This window comes from Microbacterium sp. AR7-10 (genome assembly GCF_001878835.1).
Taxonomy (GTDB): domain Bacteria; phylum Actinomycetota; class Actinomycetes; order Actinomycetales; family Microbacteriaceae; genus Microbacterium; species Microbacterium commune.
The window spans coordinates 1-17,306 of sequence record NZ_MJIR01000084.1 but is presented as its reverse complement, the minus strand read 5'-3'; the positions used below and the strand labels follow the sequence as shown (position 1 = coordinate 17,306).

Annotated in this window: 17 protein-coding genes and 1 pseudogene; 6 read left to right on the top strand and 12 right to left on the bottom strand. The window is 69.3% G+C overall.

Annotation, left to right across the window (positions count from 1 at the left end):
- The first annotated feature begins 5 nt into the window (after positions 1–5).
- Positions 6–1,037, top strand: coding sequence for a S66 peptidase family protein (locus BFN01_RS11770; protein ID WP_071644542.1), 1,032 nt, complete (start codon positions 6–8; stop codon positions 1,035–1,037).
- Between the two features lie 11 nt (positions 1,038–1,048).
- On the opposite strand, the gene BFN01_RS11765 is transcribed toward BFN01_RS11770, so the two are convergent.
- From BFN01_RS11765 to BFN01_RS11720, 10 genes are all read right to left on the bottom strand, one after another.
- On the bottom strand, positions 1,049–2,503 hold the full coding sequence (locus BFN01_RS11765; protein ID WP_071644541.1) for an MFS transporter: 1,455 nt from the start codon (positions 2,501–2,503) through the stop codon (positions 1,049–1,051).
- Between the two features lie 58 nt (positions 2,504–2,561).
- Positions 2,562–2,918: a Fe-S protein gene (locus BFN01_RS11760; protein ID WP_071644540.1), complete on the bottom strand. Its 357-nt coding sequence runs from the start codon at positions 2,916–2,918 to the stop codon at positions 2,562–2,564.
- A 31-nt stretch (positions 2,919–2,949) separates the two neighbouring features.
- Positions 2,950–3,426: a 6,7-dimethyl-8-ribityllumazine synthase gene (gene ribH, locus BFN01_RS11755; protein WP_071644539.1), complete on the bottom strand. Its 477-nt coding sequence runs from the start codon at positions 3,424–3,426 to the stop codon at positions 2,950–2,952.
- Positions 3,423–4,691 (bottom strand): bifunctional 3,4-dihydroxy-2-butanone-4-phosphate synthase/GTP cyclohydrolase II, encoded by a 1,269-nt coding sequence (locus BFN01_RS11750; RefSeq protein WP_071644538.1) that lies wholly within the window; start codon positions 4,689–4,691, stop codon positions 3,423–3,425. The genes ribH and BFN01_RS11750 overlap by 4 nt, the downstream gene beginning before the upstream one ends.
- Positions 4,688–5,326 (bottom strand): riboflavin synthase, encoded by a 639-nt coding sequence (locus BFN01_RS11745; RefSeq protein WP_071644537.1) that lies wholly within the window; start codon positions 5,324–5,326, stop codon positions 4,688–4,690. The genes BFN01_RS11750 and BFN01_RS11745 overlap by 4 nt, the downstream gene beginning before the upstream one ends.
- Positions 5,326–6,417, bottom strand: a complete 1,092-nt coding sequence (gene ribD / locus BFN01_RS11740) for a bifunctional diaminohydroxyphosphoribosylaminopyrimidine deaminase/5-amino-6-(5-phosphoribosylamino)uracil reductase RibD (RefSeq protein WP_071644536.1) — start codon at positions 6,415–6,417, stop codon at positions 5,326–5,328. Before ribD ends, BFN01_RS11745 begins: the two co-directional genes overlap by 1 nt.
- Positions 6,418–6,621: 204 nt before the next feature.
- Positions 6,622–7,491: a TIM barrel protein gene (locus BFN01_RS11735; protein ID WP_071644535.1), complete on the bottom strand. Its 870-nt coding sequence runs from the start codon at positions 7,489–7,491 to the stop codon at positions 6,622–6,624.
- Positions 7,488–8,321 carry a carbohydrate ABC transporter permease gene (locus tag BFN01_RS11730; protein WP_143187232.1) on the bottom strand — a complete coding sequence of 278 codons (834 nt, stop codon included), beginning with the start codon at positions 8,319–8,321 and terminating at the stop codon, positions 7,488–7,490. Before BFN01_RS11730 ends, BFN01_RS11735 begins: the two co-directional genes overlap by 4 nt.
- Positions 8,321–9,247: a carbohydrate ABC transporter permease gene (locus tag BFN01_RS11725; RefSeq protein ID WP_256221133.1), complete on the bottom strand. Its 927-nt coding sequence runs from the start codon at positions 9,245–9,247 to the stop codon at positions 8,321–8,323. Before BFN01_RS11725 ends, BFN01_RS11730 begins: the two co-directional genes overlap by 1 nt.
- Positions 9,248–9,293: 46 nt before the next feature.
- Positions 9,294–10,616 (bottom strand): ABC transporter substrate-binding protein, encoded by a 1,323-nt coding sequence (locus BFN01_RS11720; protein ID WP_071644534.1) that lies wholly within the window; start codon positions 10,614–10,616, stop codon positions 9,294–9,296.
- Positions 10,617–10,885: 269 nt separating this feature from the next.
- Between BFN01_RS11720 and BFN01_RS11715 the strand changes: the two genes are divergently transcribed.
- Genes BFN01_RS11715 through BFN01_RS11705 form a run of 3 tightly spaced genes read left to right on the top strand, consistent with a single transcriptional unit; the run spans position 10,886 to position 13,925 of the window.
- Entirely contained in the window at positions 10,886–11,887 is a 1,002-nt protein-coding gene (locus BFN01_RS11715; RefSeq protein ID WP_071644533.1) for an SIS domain-containing protein, read from the top strand.
- 6 nt (positions 11,888–11,893) lie between these two features.
- Complete coding sequence (locus BFN01_RS11710; protein WP_256221132.1) at positions 11,894–12,808, top strand: PfkB family carbohydrate kinase; 915 nt, start codon at positions 11,894–11,896, stop codon at positions 12,806–12,808.
- Positions 12,809–12,812: 4 nt separating this feature from the next.
- Positions 12,813–13,925: a LacI family DNA-binding transcriptional regulator gene (locus BFN01_RS11705; RefSeq protein ID WP_256221131.1), complete on the top strand. Its 1,113-nt coding sequence runs from the start codon at positions 12,813–12,815 to the stop codon at positions 13,923–13,925.
- 3 nt (positions 13,926–13,928) lie between these two features.
- Here BFN01_RS11705 and BFN01_RS11700 read toward each other — a convergent pair whose 3' ends face one another.
- Positions 13,929–14,792: an Fpg/Nei family DNA glycosylase gene (locus BFN01_RS11700; protein WP_071644531.1), complete on the bottom strand. Its 864-nt coding sequence runs from the start codon at positions 14,790–14,792 to the stop codon at positions 13,929–13,931.
- Positions 14,793–14,818: 26 nt separating this feature from the next.
- Complete coding sequence (locus BFN01_RS11695) at positions 14,819–15,382, bottom strand: GNAT family N-acetyltransferase (protein ID WP_071644530.1); 564 nt, start codon at positions 15,380–15,382, stop codon at positions 14,819–14,821.
- Positions 15,383–15,468: 86 nt separating this feature from the next.
- On the opposite strand from BFN01_RS11695, the gene rarD reads away from it, so the two are divergent.
- Both rarD and BFN01_RS11685 read left to right on the top strand, forming a co-directional pair.
- Complete coding sequence (gene rarD, locus BFN01_RS11690) at positions 15,469–16,425, top strand: EamA family transporter RarD (RefSeq protein ID WP_071644529.1); 957 nt, start codon at positions 15,469–15,471, stop codon at positions 16,423–16,425.
- A 9-nt stretch (positions 16,426–16,434) separates the two neighbouring features.
- Positions 16,435–17,306, top strand: a pseudogene (locus tag BFN01_RS11685) (transcription-repair coupling factor); the annotation flags it as partial.

Genomic DNA, 17,306 nt, shown 5'->3' with positions numbered 1-17,306 from the left:
GAGGCATGCTGCATGTTCCGAAGGCTCGCCCCGGCGACCGCATCGCCGTCCTCTCGCCCGCTTTCGCCGCGCCCGCGGTCGGGCCCGAGGTGCACGAGCAGGCGATGCGACGTCTGCGGGAGCTGACCGGACTCGTTCCTGTCGAGTATCCGACCACGAGGCAGCTGGATGCGAGCCCGCAAGCGCGGGCGGCCGACGTGAACGCAGCCTTCGCCGATCCGAGCATCCGGGCGATCATCGCCACCATCGGCGGCAGCGATCAGATCCTCGTGACGCCGCACCTCGACCCGGCGCTCGCCGCTGCCGACCCGAAGCCCTTCCTCGGGTACAGCGACAACACCAACATCCTGAACTGGCTGTGGCGGCGCGGCGTCGCCGGCTTCTACGGCGGCTCCACCCAGGTGCATCTGGGGGCGGGGCCCGCGGTCGATGACGTGCACCTGCGCGCGCTGCGCGCCGCACTGCTCGACGGCGGCGAGGTGGAGATCACCGAGCCGGGGGAGTCGGAGGACATCGGGCGGCACTGGGACGACCCGGCTGCCCTGACCGAGTACGGTGACCGCGAGCCGACCGACCCGTGGACGTGGGCCGGACCCGGGAAGAGCGTGACAGGCCGCACGTGGGGCGGCTGCCTCGAGGTGGTCGACCAGCTCGCACTCGCCGACCGGCTGCCGGCGAACGACGAGCTCTCCGGAGCGATCCTGCTGCTCGAGACGAGCGAGCGGCTCACCCCTCCCGCTCGGGTCGGCGAGCAGCTGCGCGGCTACGGCGAACGGGGGCTGCTGGGCTCGGTCGCCGGCGTCCTGTTCGCGCGCCCGCCGGTGAGCTCGTTCGAGGTGATGCCCACCGCGACCGAGAGATCGGCGCTGCGTGCTGCGCAGCGGGATGTCGTGCTCGAGCTGGTCGGCCGGTACAACCCGGAGGCCGTGGTGTGCGTCGGCGTGCCCTTCGGGCACACGCGTCCGCAGTGGATCCTGCCCTACGGCGGTGAGATGACGCTCGACGGTCGGAACCGCACGGTGACCGCGCGGTTCTGACCCACCCGCGCTCAGCGCTGGGCGGCGACGCCCAGGTCGGCCTCGAAGTCGTGGTCCTTCGTCTCGGGCGACAGCCACAGGGCGATGAACGTCAGCACGGCCATGGCAGACAGGTACACGCCCACCAGCCAGGGCGAGCCGTCGCCGATGCGCCACAGCTCGACGGCGATCAGCGGAGCGACTGCGGCGCCGAGGATCGACGACACGTTGTATGCGATCGCCGAGCCGGAGTACCGCACGTTCGTGGGGAACAGCTCGGGCAGCAGCGCGCCCATCGGGCCGAAGGTGGCGCCCATCAGCAGGAAGCCGAGGATGAGGAAGCCCTGCACGACAGCCATCGTCAGCGCCGGGTCGTCCTGAGGCATGAGGAACAGGTTGAAGGTGAGACCGAAGACGATGATCGCGCCGGTCACCCACAGCAGCAGTCGGCGTCGCCCGAACCGGTCGGCCCAGGGGCCCGAGAGCAGGGTGAAGATGCCGAAGAACACCACGCCCACGATCTGCATGATCACGAACTGCGTGTAGCCGAAACCGAGTCCGGGGTAGAACTGCGCCGCGAAGGCTGACGCGTCGAAGGGCTTGCCGGCCGCGTCGGCGGCCTGCTGCGCGGCGGCCGACGCCACCTCGAGCGAGCCGGCCTTCGTGCCGTAGGCGAGCGTGAAGTTCGTCATCAGGTAGAACAGCACGTATGTCGCGAGCATGATGAACGTGCCGAGGATGAGCTGCTTCCAGTGGTGACGGAACACCGTCGCGAGCGGCAGCTTGCGGATGCGCCCGGTGTCGGCCGCCCGGGTGAACGTCTCGGACTCGACGAGCTTGAGGCGAACCCACAGGCCGATGATGACCATCACCGCCGAGAACAGGAACGGCACCCGCCAGCCCCAGCTGAGGAACGCCTCGGACTTCAGGGTCGCGTCGGTCTCGTGGGGGAGCAGCGCGTTGATCGCGAGGAAGATGCCGTTCGCGATGATGAAGCCCAGCGGTGCGCCGAGCTGCGGGAACGACCCGTACCAGGCGCGCTTGCCGGCAGGAGCGTTCTCGGTGGCCACCAGCGCGGCGCCCGACCACTCGCCGCCGAGCGCGAAGCCCTGAGCGAGACGGAGGATGAGCAGCAACAGGGCGGCCCACCAGTTGATCTGCTGGAACGTGGGCAGCAGGCCGATGAGGAAGGTCGCGATGCCCATCGTGAGCAGCGAGGCGACCAGGGTCGCCTTGCGACCGAACTTGTCGCCGAAGTGGCCGAAGATCATCGCGCCGATCGGACGCGCGACCATCGCCGCACCGAACACACCGAACGAGGCGAGCAGCGACGTGGTGTCGTTGCCCGTCGGGAAGAACAGCACGGGGAAGACGAGCACCGCCGCGGTCGCGTAGACGTAGAAGTCGTAGAACTCGATCGTCGTGCCCACGAGACTGGCCAGGATGACCCGCGAGCGCGGGTTGGCCGGGGCGATGGTCGTCGTCATATGCTGCTCCTCCGGTGGCTGGACCTCGAGGAGTCTATTGGCCCGGCGGGCCGGAGGCTCACCAGATGACGGCGATGCCCGCGTTCACCAGGGTGAGCAGGCCGATGCCCCAGAACAGCGCCGTGGGCACCTGACCGCTCTTGCGCTGTCGGGCCTGGCCGATGCCGAGGAAGGCGCCGATGATCAGCAGGATGACGAGCTTGGTGCCGATCTTGGCGTAGTTCATCTCGACGCCGTCGGGCAGGCCCCAGGGCGCGGCGAGCGCCAGGCCGGCGACGGCTGCGGTGGTGAATCCGATGTGCATCAGCTTGACGATCTCGCGCTTGCCGCCGAAGGCCTGCACCGCCCACGCTCCGAAGAGCACCGCGAAGCCGACGAGGTGAACGAACAGAACGATGTGGCGCAGGGTCTCCATGACCCCAGGCTAGCCGGTCTGCCCGCGGCGGTCAGACGCGCAGCGCGCGGACGACCAGCGCGGTGCGCAGCGCCGCGTCCGCGGCCTCGGCGCCCTTGTCCTCCTTCGAGCCCGAAAGGCCCGCACGGTCGAGACCCTGCTGCTCGTCGTCGAGGGTGAGCACGCCGAAGCCGACCGGCTTGCCGGCATCCAGGGCGACCCTGCTGAGCCCGTCGGTCGTCGCCGAGGACACGTACTCGAAGTGCGGCGTGCCACCGCGGATGATCACGCCGAGCGCGACCACGGCATCCGCCCCGCCGGCGAAAGCCGCCTGAGCGGCGACGGCCAGCTCGAACGACCCGGGCACGCGCACCAGCGTGTGCGCGGCACCCGCCTCGTCGAGCACGCGCTGCGCGCCGGCGATGAGGCCGTTCGAGATCGTCTCGTGCCAGGTTCCCGCGATCACGACGACGCGCAGACCGCTGCCGTCGACCGGGGTGTTCGGGGTGGGGGCTCCTGCGCCGCTCATGCGTCGTCCTTTCCGAGGGCGTGGGCGAGCTCGTCCGCGCCGATGATGTGACCCATGCGATCGCGCTTGGTCTCGAGGTACTGGTGGTTGTTGGGGCCGACGCCGACGATCAGCGGCACCTGCTCGATCACGTCGAGCCCGAGGGCCTGCAGCTTCTCGACCTTGTCGGTGTTGTTGGTGAGCAGGCGCACCTTCGAGATGCCGAGATCGGTGAGGATGCCGGCGGCCGCGGCGTATTCGCGCGCGTCGGCGGGCAGACCGAGGGCGAGGTTGGCATCGACCGTGTCGAGGCCCTCCTCCTGCAGCGCGTATGCGCGCAGCTTGTTGATCAGCCCGATGCCGCGCCCCTCGTGGCCGCGCATGTAGATGACCACGCCGCCCTCCTCGTCGATGCGGTCGAGAGCCGCCTGTAGCTGCGGGCCGCACTCGCACTTCTGAGACGCGAACGCCTCGCCGGTGAGGCACTCGGAGTGCACGCGCACCAGCGCCGTCTCGCCGGGCGTGCCCGAGACGACCGCGATGTGGTCGGTGCCGCTGATGCGGTCCTTGTACGCGAGGAAGCGGAAGGTGCCGTGGTCTGTCGGCACGTTGGCGTCGGCGCGCAGGCTGACCCGGCGGCCGGATCTGCGCGCGAGGCAGTCGGCCTCGTCGCGCGGGTCGACCTCGTTCAGATGAGCGATGAGCTGCTCGATGGTGATCACCGGCACCCCCTCACGCGCGCCGAGCTCGAGCAGCGCCGGCAGGCGCATCATGCTGCCGTCGTCGGCCACCACCTCGGCGATCGCTCCGACCGGCTGCAGGCCCGCGAGCCGCATCAGCTCGACCGCCGCCTCGGTGTGACCGCCGCGTTCGCGCACGCCGCCGTCGACGGCGCGCAGCGGCAGGATGTGGCCAGGACGGATCAGGCTGGTCGGGGTCGACGCCGGGTTCGCCAGCACGTTCAGGGTCAGCGCCCGGTCGTGCGCGCTGATGCCCGTCGTGACGCCCTCGGCCGCGTCGACACTCACCGTGTACGCCGTCGTGCGGGCGTCTTCGTTCGTCTCGACCATGGGGGGCAGGTTCAGCTGGTCGGCGAGGTCGGCCGGCAGCGGGGCGCAGATGAGGCCAGACGTCCAGCGCACCATCCAGGCCATCGTCTCGGCCGTCGCGAGTTCGGCGGAGATGATGATGTCACCCTCGTTCTCGCGGTTCTCGTCGTCGGCGACGATGATCGGCTTGCCGGCGCGCAGCGCGTCGAGGGCGTCGGAGAGAGGGGAAAGGCTCATCGCGAGCCTCCTTCCGGGGCGGAGCGGAACGCGAGCAGGCGCTCGACATGACGGGCGAGGATGTCGGTCTCGAGGTTGACGATGTCGCCGGGCTCGAGCGTGCCGAGGATGGTGGCGTCGAGCGTCTCGGGGATCAGCGAGACCTCGAACCAGTGCTCGTCCTGCACGACTGCGCCCGGCGCGCTCACGGCACTCACCGTGAGCGAGGTGCCCGCGACACTGATCGAGCCCTTGTCGACCACGAGCGGGGCGAGCTCGGCGGGCAGGCTGATGCGCAGCACGCGCCACTGGGCACCGGGCCTGACCTCGAGCACGGTGCCAACGCCGTCGACGTGGCCCTGCACGATGTGGCCGCCCAGGCGCGCGCCGACCGGCATCGCCTTCTCGATGTTCACCCGGGTGCCGACCTGCACGGCGCCCAGAGCCGACACGTCGAGGGTCTGCTTCATGACGTCGGCGTCGAAGGTCGTCTCGGTCGAGCCGACGACGGTGAGGCACACACCGCTGACGGCGATGGACTCGCCGTGCACGGCATCGGCCGCGGCCTTCGGCGCGTGCACGGTGAGCCGCCATCCGTCGCCCGATGCCGAGATCGCGGCGATCTCGCCGATCTCCTCGATGATTCCGGTGAACATCAGCTTCCTTCCTGTCCCGCGACGGGGGCCGTGGCGGGATGTGCGGTGGCGACCAGGGCGTCCTCTCCCGCGACGGGGGCCGTGGCGGGGTGTGCGATGGCGAGCAGGTCGGCGCCGAGGGGCAGCCACTGCTCCACCTGCAGGTGGAGGGCGTCGCCGATCGAGGCGACGCCGATGTCGGTGAGTGCGAGCCGTTCGCCGCCGAGCAGCATCGGCGCGATGTAGGCCAGCACGGTGTCGGCGACGCCGGCGGCGATGAACGCGCTCGCCAGCGTCGGTCCGCCCTCGACGAAGACGCGCTGCACACCGCGGTCGCGCAGATCGGCGAGCACGGCCGACAGGTCTCTTGTGTCGTAGAACAGCGGGGCGTTCGGGTGCCGGTGCACGGCGGCGTCGGCGGGGGTGGCGCGCGAGCCGATCACCACAGGAACCGGCTGGTGCGGGTACAGGGCGTCACCGTCGCGGGCGGTGAGTGCGGGGTCGTCGGCGAGCACTGTTCCGGTGCCCGCCACGATCGCGTCGGCCCGGGCTCGGCGACGGTGCACGTCGGCGCGGGCGTCGGGGCCGGTGATCCACTGGCTGGTGCCGTCGGATGCCGCGGCCCTGCCGTCCAGGCTCTGCGCCCACTTCACGGTGACGTGCGGGCGACCCAGCCGCTGCACGGTCAGCCAATCGGCGATGAGCCGGCGAGAGGCATCCGCCTGCTCACCCGCGACCACCTCGACACCCGCTGCGCGCAGTCGGTCCGCGCCGCCGCTGGAGACGTCTCCCGGATCGCCCGTGGCGTAGACGACGCGGCTGACGCCCGCATCGATCAGCGCCTGCGCGCACGGGCCGGTGCGTCCGGTGTGGTTGCACGGCTCGAGCGTGACGACGGCGGTCGCACCGGATGCCTCTCCCGGGGCGAGCTTCGAGAGCGCGTCGACCTCGGCGTGCGGGGTGCCCGCGCCGCGGTGCCAGCCCTCGGCCAGCACGGTGCCTGCGGGGGAGAGGATGACGGCGCCCACCTGCGGGTTCAGTCCCCGCGGCCCGTTCGCCGCGAGCGCGAGGGCGCGATGCATGGCGTCGCGCTCAGCCTCGGTCACAGCCATCGGTCATCCTTCTCTGGGTTCCCGGGGTCTGCAGCGCACGCGTACGCCACGTGCTGCCTCTCTTCCGGACTAGCGAGCGGATGCTCGCATCACCGTCGGTACCGGATTTCCACCGGATCGGCGCCTGTCGCCAGGCGTTCGCGGACTGTCACCGCCGGTTCGGATTCACACCGACCCCGGAGCACGTTGATGCTCTGAGTCTAGTCAACGTGGACGAGCGGATTTCATTCCGGAGCGGGCATCACCGCAGGTCTCGGCGATCGCGTGAAGCGACCGCTCCAGGGCAGGACGCGGATCGAGAGCGTAACCGCCGTCGCCGAAGAGCTCCACGGTCGCCAGTCCGTCGTAGCCGTGCCGCGCGAGGGAACCCACGAGATCCGCGAGCGGCAGGTTCCCGTCTCCCCACGCCAGATGACCGGTGGGAGAGCCGTCGACGAGGTGAACGTGGCGCACCTGATCGCCCAGCCGCGCGAAGTACTCGTCGACCGTGTCACCTGCGACGGCGGCCGCGACGGTGTCGAGAGCGACGCCGAGGTTCGGGGCCGCCACCTCGCTGAGCATCCGGGCCGCGTCCGCAGCCGTCGTGACCAGATTCGACTCGGTGCGCTGCAGCGGCTCGAGCACGCAGTCCACACCGAGTTCGGCGGCGCGCACCGCGATCTCGCCCAGAGCATCGACCGACCGGGCCCAGCCTGCCTCTCTCGGCTCGTGCTCCCCGCCGCGACCGCTGGTGAGAAACAGCATGCCCGCGCCCAGCTCGGCGGCGAGCTCAGCAGCGCGCAGGAACGTCGCGAGGCTCGCTTCGCGAAGACGTGCGTCCGGAGAGGCAATGTTGACCGGGTAGGCGACCTGTTCGGGCGTGAAGCATGCGATCGACAATCCGCGCGACGCCGCCGACCGACGGATGCCGCGAGCCTCGGCATCCATCATCCACGGCACGTGCGCGTGCGGGGCGATGCCCCAGAGCTCCATGCGGTCACGGCCGAGCTCAGCGAGGTCGTCCAGGCAGTGATCCAGCGTGAGGTGCTGGTACGCGAAGTTCGAGCCCGCGACCCGCTCTATCAGCGGGGTCATTTGCCGATCCCCTCCGACAGCCCCTTGATGAAGTAGCGCTGGCTGGCGAAGAACAGCACGATGACGGGCAGGGCCGCGACCACCATGCCGGCGAAGACCACGGGATAGTCCGTGCCGTGCTTGCTCATGAGGCTCGTCAGGCCGACAGGCAGCGTCTGCACCGTCGTTCCGCTCGTCAACACCATCGCGAAGAGATACTCGTTCCACGCGAACAGCACGTGCAGGATGATCGTGGAGATGATGATCGGCTTGCACATCGGCAGGGTGATCCGCCAGAACGTCGTCCAGCGGCTCGCGCCGTCCATCTCCGCAGCCTCGTCGACCTCGCGCGGCAGGTCGATCATGTACGCCCGGATGAGGAAGGTCGTGAACGGGATCCGGAACGCCGTGTACAGGATCAGCAGCGCCCAGAACGTGTTGTACAGCCCCATCGCCTGGAACATCCGCACGAGAGGGACAAGCGCCACGGCAGGGGCGAGCATGAGCCCGCCGAGGATGACACCCGATACGAGGCGTCCGAACGGCATCCGCACGCGAGTCAGACCGTATGCGGCCCAGGCGCTGATGAATACCGTCGCGATCGTGGAGGTGACCGTGACCAGCACACTCGCCGTGAGGTAGTCGCTCACTCCGCGATTCCATGCGTCGGCGTAGTTGTGCCAGTTCAGCTGCAGTGGCAGAGCGAACGGGTCGCCGAACAGCTCGGCGTTGGTCTTGAAGCCGTTCAGGACCATCCACAGCAGCGGATAGACGACGACCACGGCGAGAGCGAGAAGGAACGACCAGGCGAAGAGGCGTCCTACGGCGGTCAGGAATCCGATTCGTGCCATCAGAACTCCACCCTTCTGCGTCGCGTGTACCAGAGCTGGCCGAGGGCGATCAGGAGCGTGACCACGAAGATCACCGTGGCGATGGCGGCCGCGTACCCGAAGTCGTTGTGCACGAATCCGCTGCGGTAGAGCCAGGTCGCGAGCACCTGCGTCGAGTTGTTGGGGCCCCCGCTGGTCATGACCATGACCTCGTTGAACACCTGGAAGGCTCCGGAGATCGTGACGATGATCATGAGGCCGCTCATCTCCCGGACCAGCGGGACCGTCACATGGAAGAAGCGCCGGATCGGTCCGATGCCGTCCAGAGACGCTGCTTCGTACAGCTCGGCGGGGATGCGCTGAATCGCCACGGCGAACAGCAGCGTCGAGTAGCCGAAGCCCTGCCACTGGCTCATGGCGATGATGGCGACCATCGCGGTGGACTCCTGCCCGAGCCACGGCTGGGCGAGGCCGCCGAGACCGAGCGCGCCGAGAAGATGGTTGAGCATGCCGAGCTTCGGCTCGTAGATGAAGTAGAAGAGCAGGCCGGCGACTGTGAGCGAGATCGCGGAGGGCACGAAATAGATGGCGCGGAGGACTTTGCGCCAGCGGATGCTGCGAAGACTCTCGATCAGTGCGGCGAGCACAAGCGCCGCGCCCACCTGGAAGACGATCGACAGCAGCGAATAGAGGACGTTGTTGCGCAGGGCGGACCAGAACACCGGGTCGGCGAAGAGCTTCTCGTAGTTCTCGAGTCCGACGAATTCGGATGCACCGGAGTAGATGTCCCACTTCTGCACCGAGAATGCGAAGTTCTGCGCGAGCGGCAGGTACACGAAAACGACGAGCACGACCAGCGCGGGAACCACCCACGCGAGGCCGGCGATCCTGCCGAGGCCCCGGGCGCTGCGGCCGATGCGAGGGCGGGAGCCTGCGGTGGTGATCACCTCCGTGACGGTCGGGGGCAGGCCGAAGCCTGCCCCCGACTGGACGTCACTTGGCGCCGTCGTTCGCGGCCCGGACACTGTCCAGCACCTCCTCGGGGGTGGCGCTGCCGCTGATGAGAGCTTCGCCGCCGGCGAGCCAGGCATCGGCGACCTCGGGCACCGTGACGGTGTCCAGCCATGCGACCAGCTGCGACGCTTGGTTGACGCGGTCGATGCCCTCGTAGACGGCCTTGCTCGAGTTCTGCTCCGTGACGGCGCCCACGACGGTGCTGGGCTGGCCGTACGGCAGCGACGACAGCGTCGCCGCGTGCTCCGGCTCGGTCACGAACTTCATGAAGTCGGCGGCGAGGGCCGCGCGAGGCGACCTGGCGTTGATGAGGTAGCCCTCGGGGGCTCCTTCGATCGCCTGCGGATCCCCGTCGGCGTCGTCCGGGACGGGGAGCGGGAAGATGCCGAAGTCGTCGGTGGTGAGCGTCGCGCCCTCGGCGGTCACGGTGTCGAACTCGAGGATCTCCTGGTAGTACATCGCCGCACGGCCGCCCGCGAGCGCCTCCTGCGCGGTCGTGTAGAGCACGCCGTTGGTGCCCTTTCCGCTGTCGGTGCAGTCGTTCACCAGCGTCTGGAACTGCGTCAGCGACGCCTCGTACCCGGGGTGGTCCCAGGCTGCGGTCTCAGGGTCGAAGTCCGCATGCAGGGTGTCGCTGGGCACGTTGTAGGCGAACAGCTGCTGCAGGTAGTGCAGAGCCGGCCAGCCGTCCTTGTTCCCGAATGCGATCGGCTCGTAGCCCGCGGCTCGCAGGGGCGCGCACGTCTCGATGAGCTCGTCGAACGTGGTGGGCACCTCGACGCCGGCGTCGGCGAACGCGCTCTTGTTGTAGCCCATGAACTTGCCGTTGTTGTAGAGCGGGATGCCGTAGTACTTGCCGTCGGACTCGAAGGCCGAGAGCGATGCCTCACCGAACCGGTCTCCCCACTCGGTTCCGGGAGCGATGAGCTCGGTGAGGTCCGCCGCGAGGCCGCCGCTGATGAAGTTCTCGGCCCAGTCGCCCGTCCACGTGAAGTAGATGTCGGGGAGGGCCTGTGAGGCCGTGAGGGTCTTGGTCTTGTCCTTGATGGACTGATCCGTCTCCTGGATCAGCTCGACGTCGACATCAGGATGCTTCTTCTCGTAGGCGGCGGCGATGTCCTCGAAGTAGTCCTCGAGCGGCGCCCCGCCGAATTTCGTGAGGACGGTGAGCGTGCCATCGTAAACCGGGTCTGCGGCGACATCTGCCGCGGGAGCGGCAGCGGGACTGCCGGCGCAGCCGGCGAGGACGAGTGCGGATGCCGTGACAACGGCGGCGATCGGAACGGAGCGGGTCGGGCGCATGTCTGCCTCTCTGGGTGGGCGGATGTCGTCCCGCGGCGTCGCGGGCACCGATCCGTCGTTGGAACTTCGGTGCGTGCTTGTCGTGCGAGTGTAGCGAAATTGTGACACCGGTACCAGTGTGGATTTCTGATCGCAAGCAACGAAGTAGTTACCTGCTGGGTATTAAGAGGATTGTTGACGAGTCTGCCGAGGCTGTGCCAGCATGATCGCAATCTGACACCGGTACCACATACCCACAGGGCGACCCATCGCCCGAGAGAGGATCGACCATGCTCGGCTTCGACGAGACCGCCTTCCGGACGCAGACCGCCTCTGCGGTCGCGCTTCGCCCGCAGATCGAGGAGCTGGTCGATCAGCTCCTCGCCCAGGGAATCGACAATGTGCTGCTCGTCGGTGCTGGCGGCACTTACAGCCAGATGTGGCCGTACGAGTTGCTCGCTCGCGAGCGCTCGACACTTCCCGTCCGTGCGGCGATCGCCGCCGAACTCGTCGTGGCGGGTGACGCCCTGCTCGGCGAACGCACCGCTGCCGTCTTCACCTCGGTCACGGGGACCACCGAAGACGTGGTGCGCGCGATCGAGTACGTGAAGCAGTTCGGTGCGACGACGATCTCCTTCACGGGTCAGGCTGAGTCGCCGATCGCGACCGGCGTCGACCACGCCCTCGTCTCGGAGCCGAAGACCTGGCCCTTCGATATGCAGCTGCTGCTCCTCATCGGCCGGCTCCTGGAGCGGCGCGGAGAGTTCGACGGCTACACGTCGCTCGCCGATGAGCTCGTGAACCTCCCCGACGCCCTCGTCGCCGCAGCCGAGCAGGCTGAGGCGCAGGCCGCAGCCTTCGCAGAGGCGCACAAGGACACGGACTACTACTTCCTCATTGGCGGAGGACCGCTGTGGTCGTTCACCTACCTCTACTCGATGTGCATTCTCGAGGAGATGCAGTGGCTGCGCACGACCCGCGTGCACAGCGCGGAGTTCTTCCACGGTTCTCTGGAGCTTCTCGAGGAGGACACGTCGGTCATCATCTTCCAGGGTGAGGATCGCACGCGGCCGCTCACCGATCGGGCGGAGGCCTTCGCAAAGCGCATCTCGAAGGACGTCTCGGTGTTCGACACCCGCGACTACGCGCTCGAGGGATTCAGCCCCGAGAACCGCGCGCTCATCGCCCCCATTGTGCTCGACACCGTAATGGGCCGGGTGAGCAAGCACCTCGAGCGCGTGCGCGAGCACTCGCTCGATCTGCGCCGCTACTACCGAGTCATGGACTACTGATCGCCGGTGACGAAGTCGGAGGGTGACGAGGAGATGCGCGTACTGGGCTTCGGCGACAACATCGTCGACCGCTTCATCGACCGCGGGGTCGACTACCCCGGCGGCAACGCGGTCAATGTCGCCGTGTACGCACATCGCCTCGGAGCCCACGCCGAGTATCTCGGGGTGTTCGGCAGCGATGATCTGGCCGGATTCCTCCGCGGCGCGATCGAGGGGGCGGGGGTGCCGACGGGCCGTTCGGTCGTGCGCGACGGAGAGTCGGGGGTGTCGTCGCTGCAGGTCGTCGACGGCGACCGTGTGTTCCTCGGCTGGAACGGCGGTGGTGTCACCGTGCGCCAGCCGATCGACCTGACCGACGGGCGCGAGCAGTACGCGGCCGGCTTCGATGTCGTCCACTCGAGCGTGTACTCCCGCACCGAGTCGCAGCTGCCATCGCTGCGCAGGCACGATGTGCTGGTCAGCTTCGACCTCTCCAGCGAGGCCGAGTTCCGTGCACCGTCCTATGTCGATCGCGTCGCGCCCTTCACCGATCTGCTGCTGATCTCGTGCTCGGGTCTCGACGATGCGGAGGCCTACGCCGTGCTCGACGATGCGATCCGTCGGGGTGCGCACCTGGCGGTCGCCACCCGGGGCACCGACGATGCGCTCGCGACTGACGGGCGGGTGCGCTGCTCCGCGCCGGCGAAGCTCCTCGACGACCGTGCCATCGTGGACACGATGGGATGCGGCGACGCTTTCCTCGCCGGGGTCCTCGTGACGCTGCACCGGAGCGGGTGGCGACGCGACGTCGCTCCCTCGCCGTCCGACCTGCGCGCCGCGCTGGAGGCGGGAGCGGAGGCAGCCCGAGATCAGTGCCTCGTCGAAGGCGCTTTCGGCGGGGGACGCCCGAGCGGCGAGCCTGTCGCGGCTAGCATGTGGTGAACCTGTGACGCAGAAGGGGGCGAGGGTGATGGCCTCGGAGCGCTCCGTTCCACCCACTCTGTCCGAGGTCGCCGGGGCCGCCGGCGTCAGCCGGTCCGCGGCCGCGCGAACACTGGGCGGCTACGGCTATGTGAGCCCGGAGGTGCGCGAACGTGTCCTCGAGGCCGCCGAGCGCATCGGCTATCGTGCCAACGCACTCGCGCGCAGCATGTCGACGGGTGTGACCCAGACGCTCGGCGTGATCGTCGCCGACATCGCCAACCCGTTCTTCGGCGGCGTCGTGCGCGGCATCTCCGACGCGTCCAGGGCGCGCGGCTTCGACACCATCGTGCTCAGCACCCATGAGGATCTCGATGAGGAGATCGCCGCGGTCAACGTGCTGATCGACAAGCGGGTCGACGGAATCGTGCTGGCGTCTGCTGCGCTCTCGTCCGCATCGGCCGGACACATAGAGCAGGCCAGGGCGCACGGCGTCCCGGTGGTGCTCGTCGACCGCGCCGTGCCTGGGCTCGATCTGGCCTCCGTCGTGATCGACAACAGAGCCGCCGCACGGGAGGCCGTCGAGCGGCTGCTCGAGACCGGCCACCGGCGGATCGGATTCGTCTGGGGGCCCCCGGTGGCTGAGCGGCCTCGACGACGGCGCGAGCTCATCGACGAGGCCGCGCGCAATCTATGGACCGACGGGGAGCGACTGCAGGGCTACCTCGATGCCCTCGACGACGCCGGGATCGCGTTCGACGCCGACCTCGTGACGGTCGGCCCGAAGGTCGAGCAGCACGCGCAGGAGGAAGTGGAGCGGATGCTGTCGCTCGAAGATCCCCCGACGGCCCTGTTCTGCACCGAGAACGATGCCGTGACCGGCGCCCTGCGGGCTCTGCGCTCCCTGAGACTGCGGATCGGCGCCGATGTATCGCTGATCGGCTTCGACGACAGCTCCTGGGCGGCCGTCATGGAGCCCCCGCTGACCATGATCGAGCAGCCCACGCTCGCACTCGGGTCGAAGGCGGCTGAGGTGCTCTTCGCCGCGATCGACGGTGAGCAGAGCGCGACGGGTCTGCACACGCTGCAGACCCGCTTCATCGAGCGCGCGTCGGTGCTCGCCCCGCCCGAGCGCTGACGCTCACTTCAGCAGACGCGAGAGCCGCCGGTCGGCGAGCACCTTGCCTCCGGTCTGGCACGTCGGGCAGTACTCCAGCGACCTGTCGGCGAAGAACACGCTCCGGACCGTGTCGCCGCAGACTGGGCACGCCTCTCCGCGCCGGGCGTGCACCTGCATGCCTCGGCGCTTGGCGTCCTTCAGATCCGCTGGTGGCTTGCCTGCCGCCTCGTCGATCGCCTCGCAAAGAGTCTGCTGCATGGCGTCGTACAGCCGGTCGATGTCGGCATCGTCGAGGTTCGCCGCCGGAGCGTACGGCGACATCTTCGCGGCGTGCAGGATCTCGTCGCTGTACGCGTTCCCGATGCCTGCGATGAGCCCCTGGTCGCGCAGCAGCCCCTTGATCTGGGTGCGGCGCCCGGCGAGCAGCGCTGCGAAGGCATCCCGGGTGAAGCCGGGATCGAGCGGATCGGGGCCGAGGCGGGCGATGCCGGGGACGTCCATCGGATCGCGCGCCACGTAGACTGCCAGCGACTTCTTCGTACCCGCCTCGGTGAGATCGAATCCGCCGCCGTCGTCGAGCGCCACGCGCATCGCGATCGGGCTGCGCCCCGGCTTGATGAGAGTCGTCGGCAGCTCGTCGTACCAGCGCAGCCATCCCGCCTTGGCGAGGTGGAACACCAGATGCAGGTTGTGACCGAGGGCGAGATCGACGAACTTGCCATGCCGCGCGGCTGCTGTGATCACCGCGTCCTGCAGCGCGGTGACCGGCGGATCGAACGTCTTCAGAGCCGCGATCGACGTGACGCTCGCGCGCGTGAGCGTGCGTCCGACCGCGCGCTCCGCCAGGAAGCCGACCAGTCCCTGCACCTCTGGCATCTCGGGCATGCCGTCATCCTGTCACGCATCGTGCGTCAGAGCACCGGCCACTCGACCGGAGTCCGGTCGTCGGATGCCAGCAGGCCGGCGATCCAGCCGTCGTCGCGGCCGCGTGCGCCGGTGAGGCCCTGGCGCAGCATCCCCTCGTATCGGAAGCCGAGCGAACGCGCGGTGCGGGCCGACGCGACATTGCCGACCACCGCGCGCCAGCTGACCCGGGCGAGGCCGAGCTCGCCGAACGCGAAGTCGATCACGGCTCGCGCTGCCTCGCCCATCACGCCCTGCCCTCGGAATCGCGCGACTCCCCAGAACCCGATCTCGGCGTCGCCGCCGTGCGGATGCTCGGCGATCCGGTGCAGGCCGATCATGCCGGCCAGCACGCCGTTCTTGCGGATCGCCCACACAGTCTCGATGCCATCGGCCCACCACCCGGTGACCAGTTCGATGAACTCGACCGCGTTCTCCCGTGTGTACGGGCTCGGCACCGTCGTCCAGCGGGGCACCTCGGGGTCTTGACAGGCGGCGGTGATCGCGTCGACGTCGGCTGCGGTCGGGATGCTCAGCACGAGGCGCTCGGTGCGCAGGGTGACGGGGTCCATCGGGCAACGTTATCCGGAACCGCGGCGCCGATATCCTGGACGGCGGTGCAGCACCGGTCGGCGGTGCGCGGAAGACGGAGGCGGAAGTGACGGTGCAGCACACCTCGCCGCGCGGCGTGCTCGCCTCGGTGCTCGCCTCGGTGCTCTTCGGAGCGATCTTCCTTCTCGCCGGCGTGCTCAGCTCATCCGCCGAGGTGGTCTTCGCCTGGCGGATCCTCGTGACCTTCGCCTGCTACGCGCTCGCGCTGCTGCATCCCCTGGCCCGCGCGCAGCTGCGCGTGCTGGTGCGCCGGCTGAGGGCGCGCTGGTGGATGCCGCTGCTGCTCGCCGGTCTCGCCGCGATCATCGGCTTCCAGCTCTGGCTGTTCATGTGGGCGCCGATGCACGGCCACGCCCTCGACACCTCGCTCGGCTACCTGCTGCTGCCCATCTGCCTCGTCCTCGGCGGGCGGTTCCTGCTGCGCGCGAGGGTGAGCCGGATGCAGTGGCTCGTCGTGTCTCTCGCTGCCGTCGCCGTCGTGGTGAAGATCGCCGCCACTCCGCAGCTGTCGTGGGTGACGCTGGCGATCTGCGTGCCCTACACGGTCTACTTCGTGGTGCGACAGCGCTTCGGCCTCGACGGGCCGATCGTGTTCGGCGCCGAGTCGCTGCTCATGGTGCCCTTGGCCGCGCTCTTCCTCATGACCGCCGCGCCCGGTGCCGTCTCCGCCGCCGAGCTCGCGGGTCTGGCGGGCATCGGTGTCGCCAGCGCAGCCGCGATGTCGCTGTACCTGGCCGCGGCGACCCTGCTGCCGCTGCCCGTGTTCGGCCTGCTCAGCTACGTCGAGCCGGTTCTGCTGGTCGGCGTCGCTCTGCTGCTGGGCGAGTGGATGCAGGGCGCAGACGCCGTCGTTTACGTCATCCTCGCCGTCGCACTCGCCGTGCTCGCGGTCGAGGGCTTCCGGGGCACACGGCGCAGCCGTCGGGGGCGGGGCGACCTGCCGCTGCCCAGCGATCCCGGTGCGCCCGGCGTCGGCGAGCCCGACCCCGATCGTCGCGACTAGAATCATCCGGTGACTGTTCCGGGGATTCTGCGCGCCTTGGAAGAGGCGAACCTGTACCGTGACGCCCTCACCTGGGCGCAGACCGATGCCGAGATCTCGGCGGTCGACGGGCTCGACGTCCCGATCATCGCGGGGCTGCTGCGCAAGCGCGTGTCGGCCGGCAGGCCGGCATCCGCCCTCGTCATCGCGCCCACCGGCCGTCGCGCGGAATCGGTCGCCGCGGCGCTCGCCGCGTATCTGGAGGACGCCGAGATCCTCACCTTCCCCGCGTGGGAGACCCTGCCGCACGAGCGGCTGAGCCCGAGCCCCGACACGGTCGGCAAGCGTCTCGACGCGCTGCGTCGCATCGTGACCTGGACAGGCGAGAGGCCGCTCGTCGTGGTCGCCTCGGTGCGCGCCGCCCTGCAGCCGCTCGCTTCGAATCTGGGCGACGCGGCACCGGTCGAGCTGCGGGTCGGCGGGCGGGGGATCGAGCTCGATGACGCGGTCGAGCAGCTGATCGAGCGCGCCTACTCGCGCGTCGACATGGTCTCGCGCCGGGGCGAGTTCGCGGTGCGCGGTGGCATCCTCGACGTCTTCCCGCCGACGGCCGATCACCCGCTGCGGGTGGAGTTCTTCGGTGACGAGGTCGACCAGATCCGCGCCTTCTCGGTCGCCGACCAGCGCTCCCTGCCCGGCGAGGTGGCATCGGTGTCGCTCGCCGCGAGCCGTGAGCAGCAGCTCACCGCCGAGGTGCGTGAGCGCGCCGGCGAGCTGGTGGGCCGCTTCCCGGCAATGTCGGCGATGCTCGAGAAGATGTCGCAGGGCATCCCCGTCGAGGGCATGGAGTCGCTGCTGCCTGTCGTCGCAGGTCCGCTGATGACGCTGGCCGAGTACCTTCC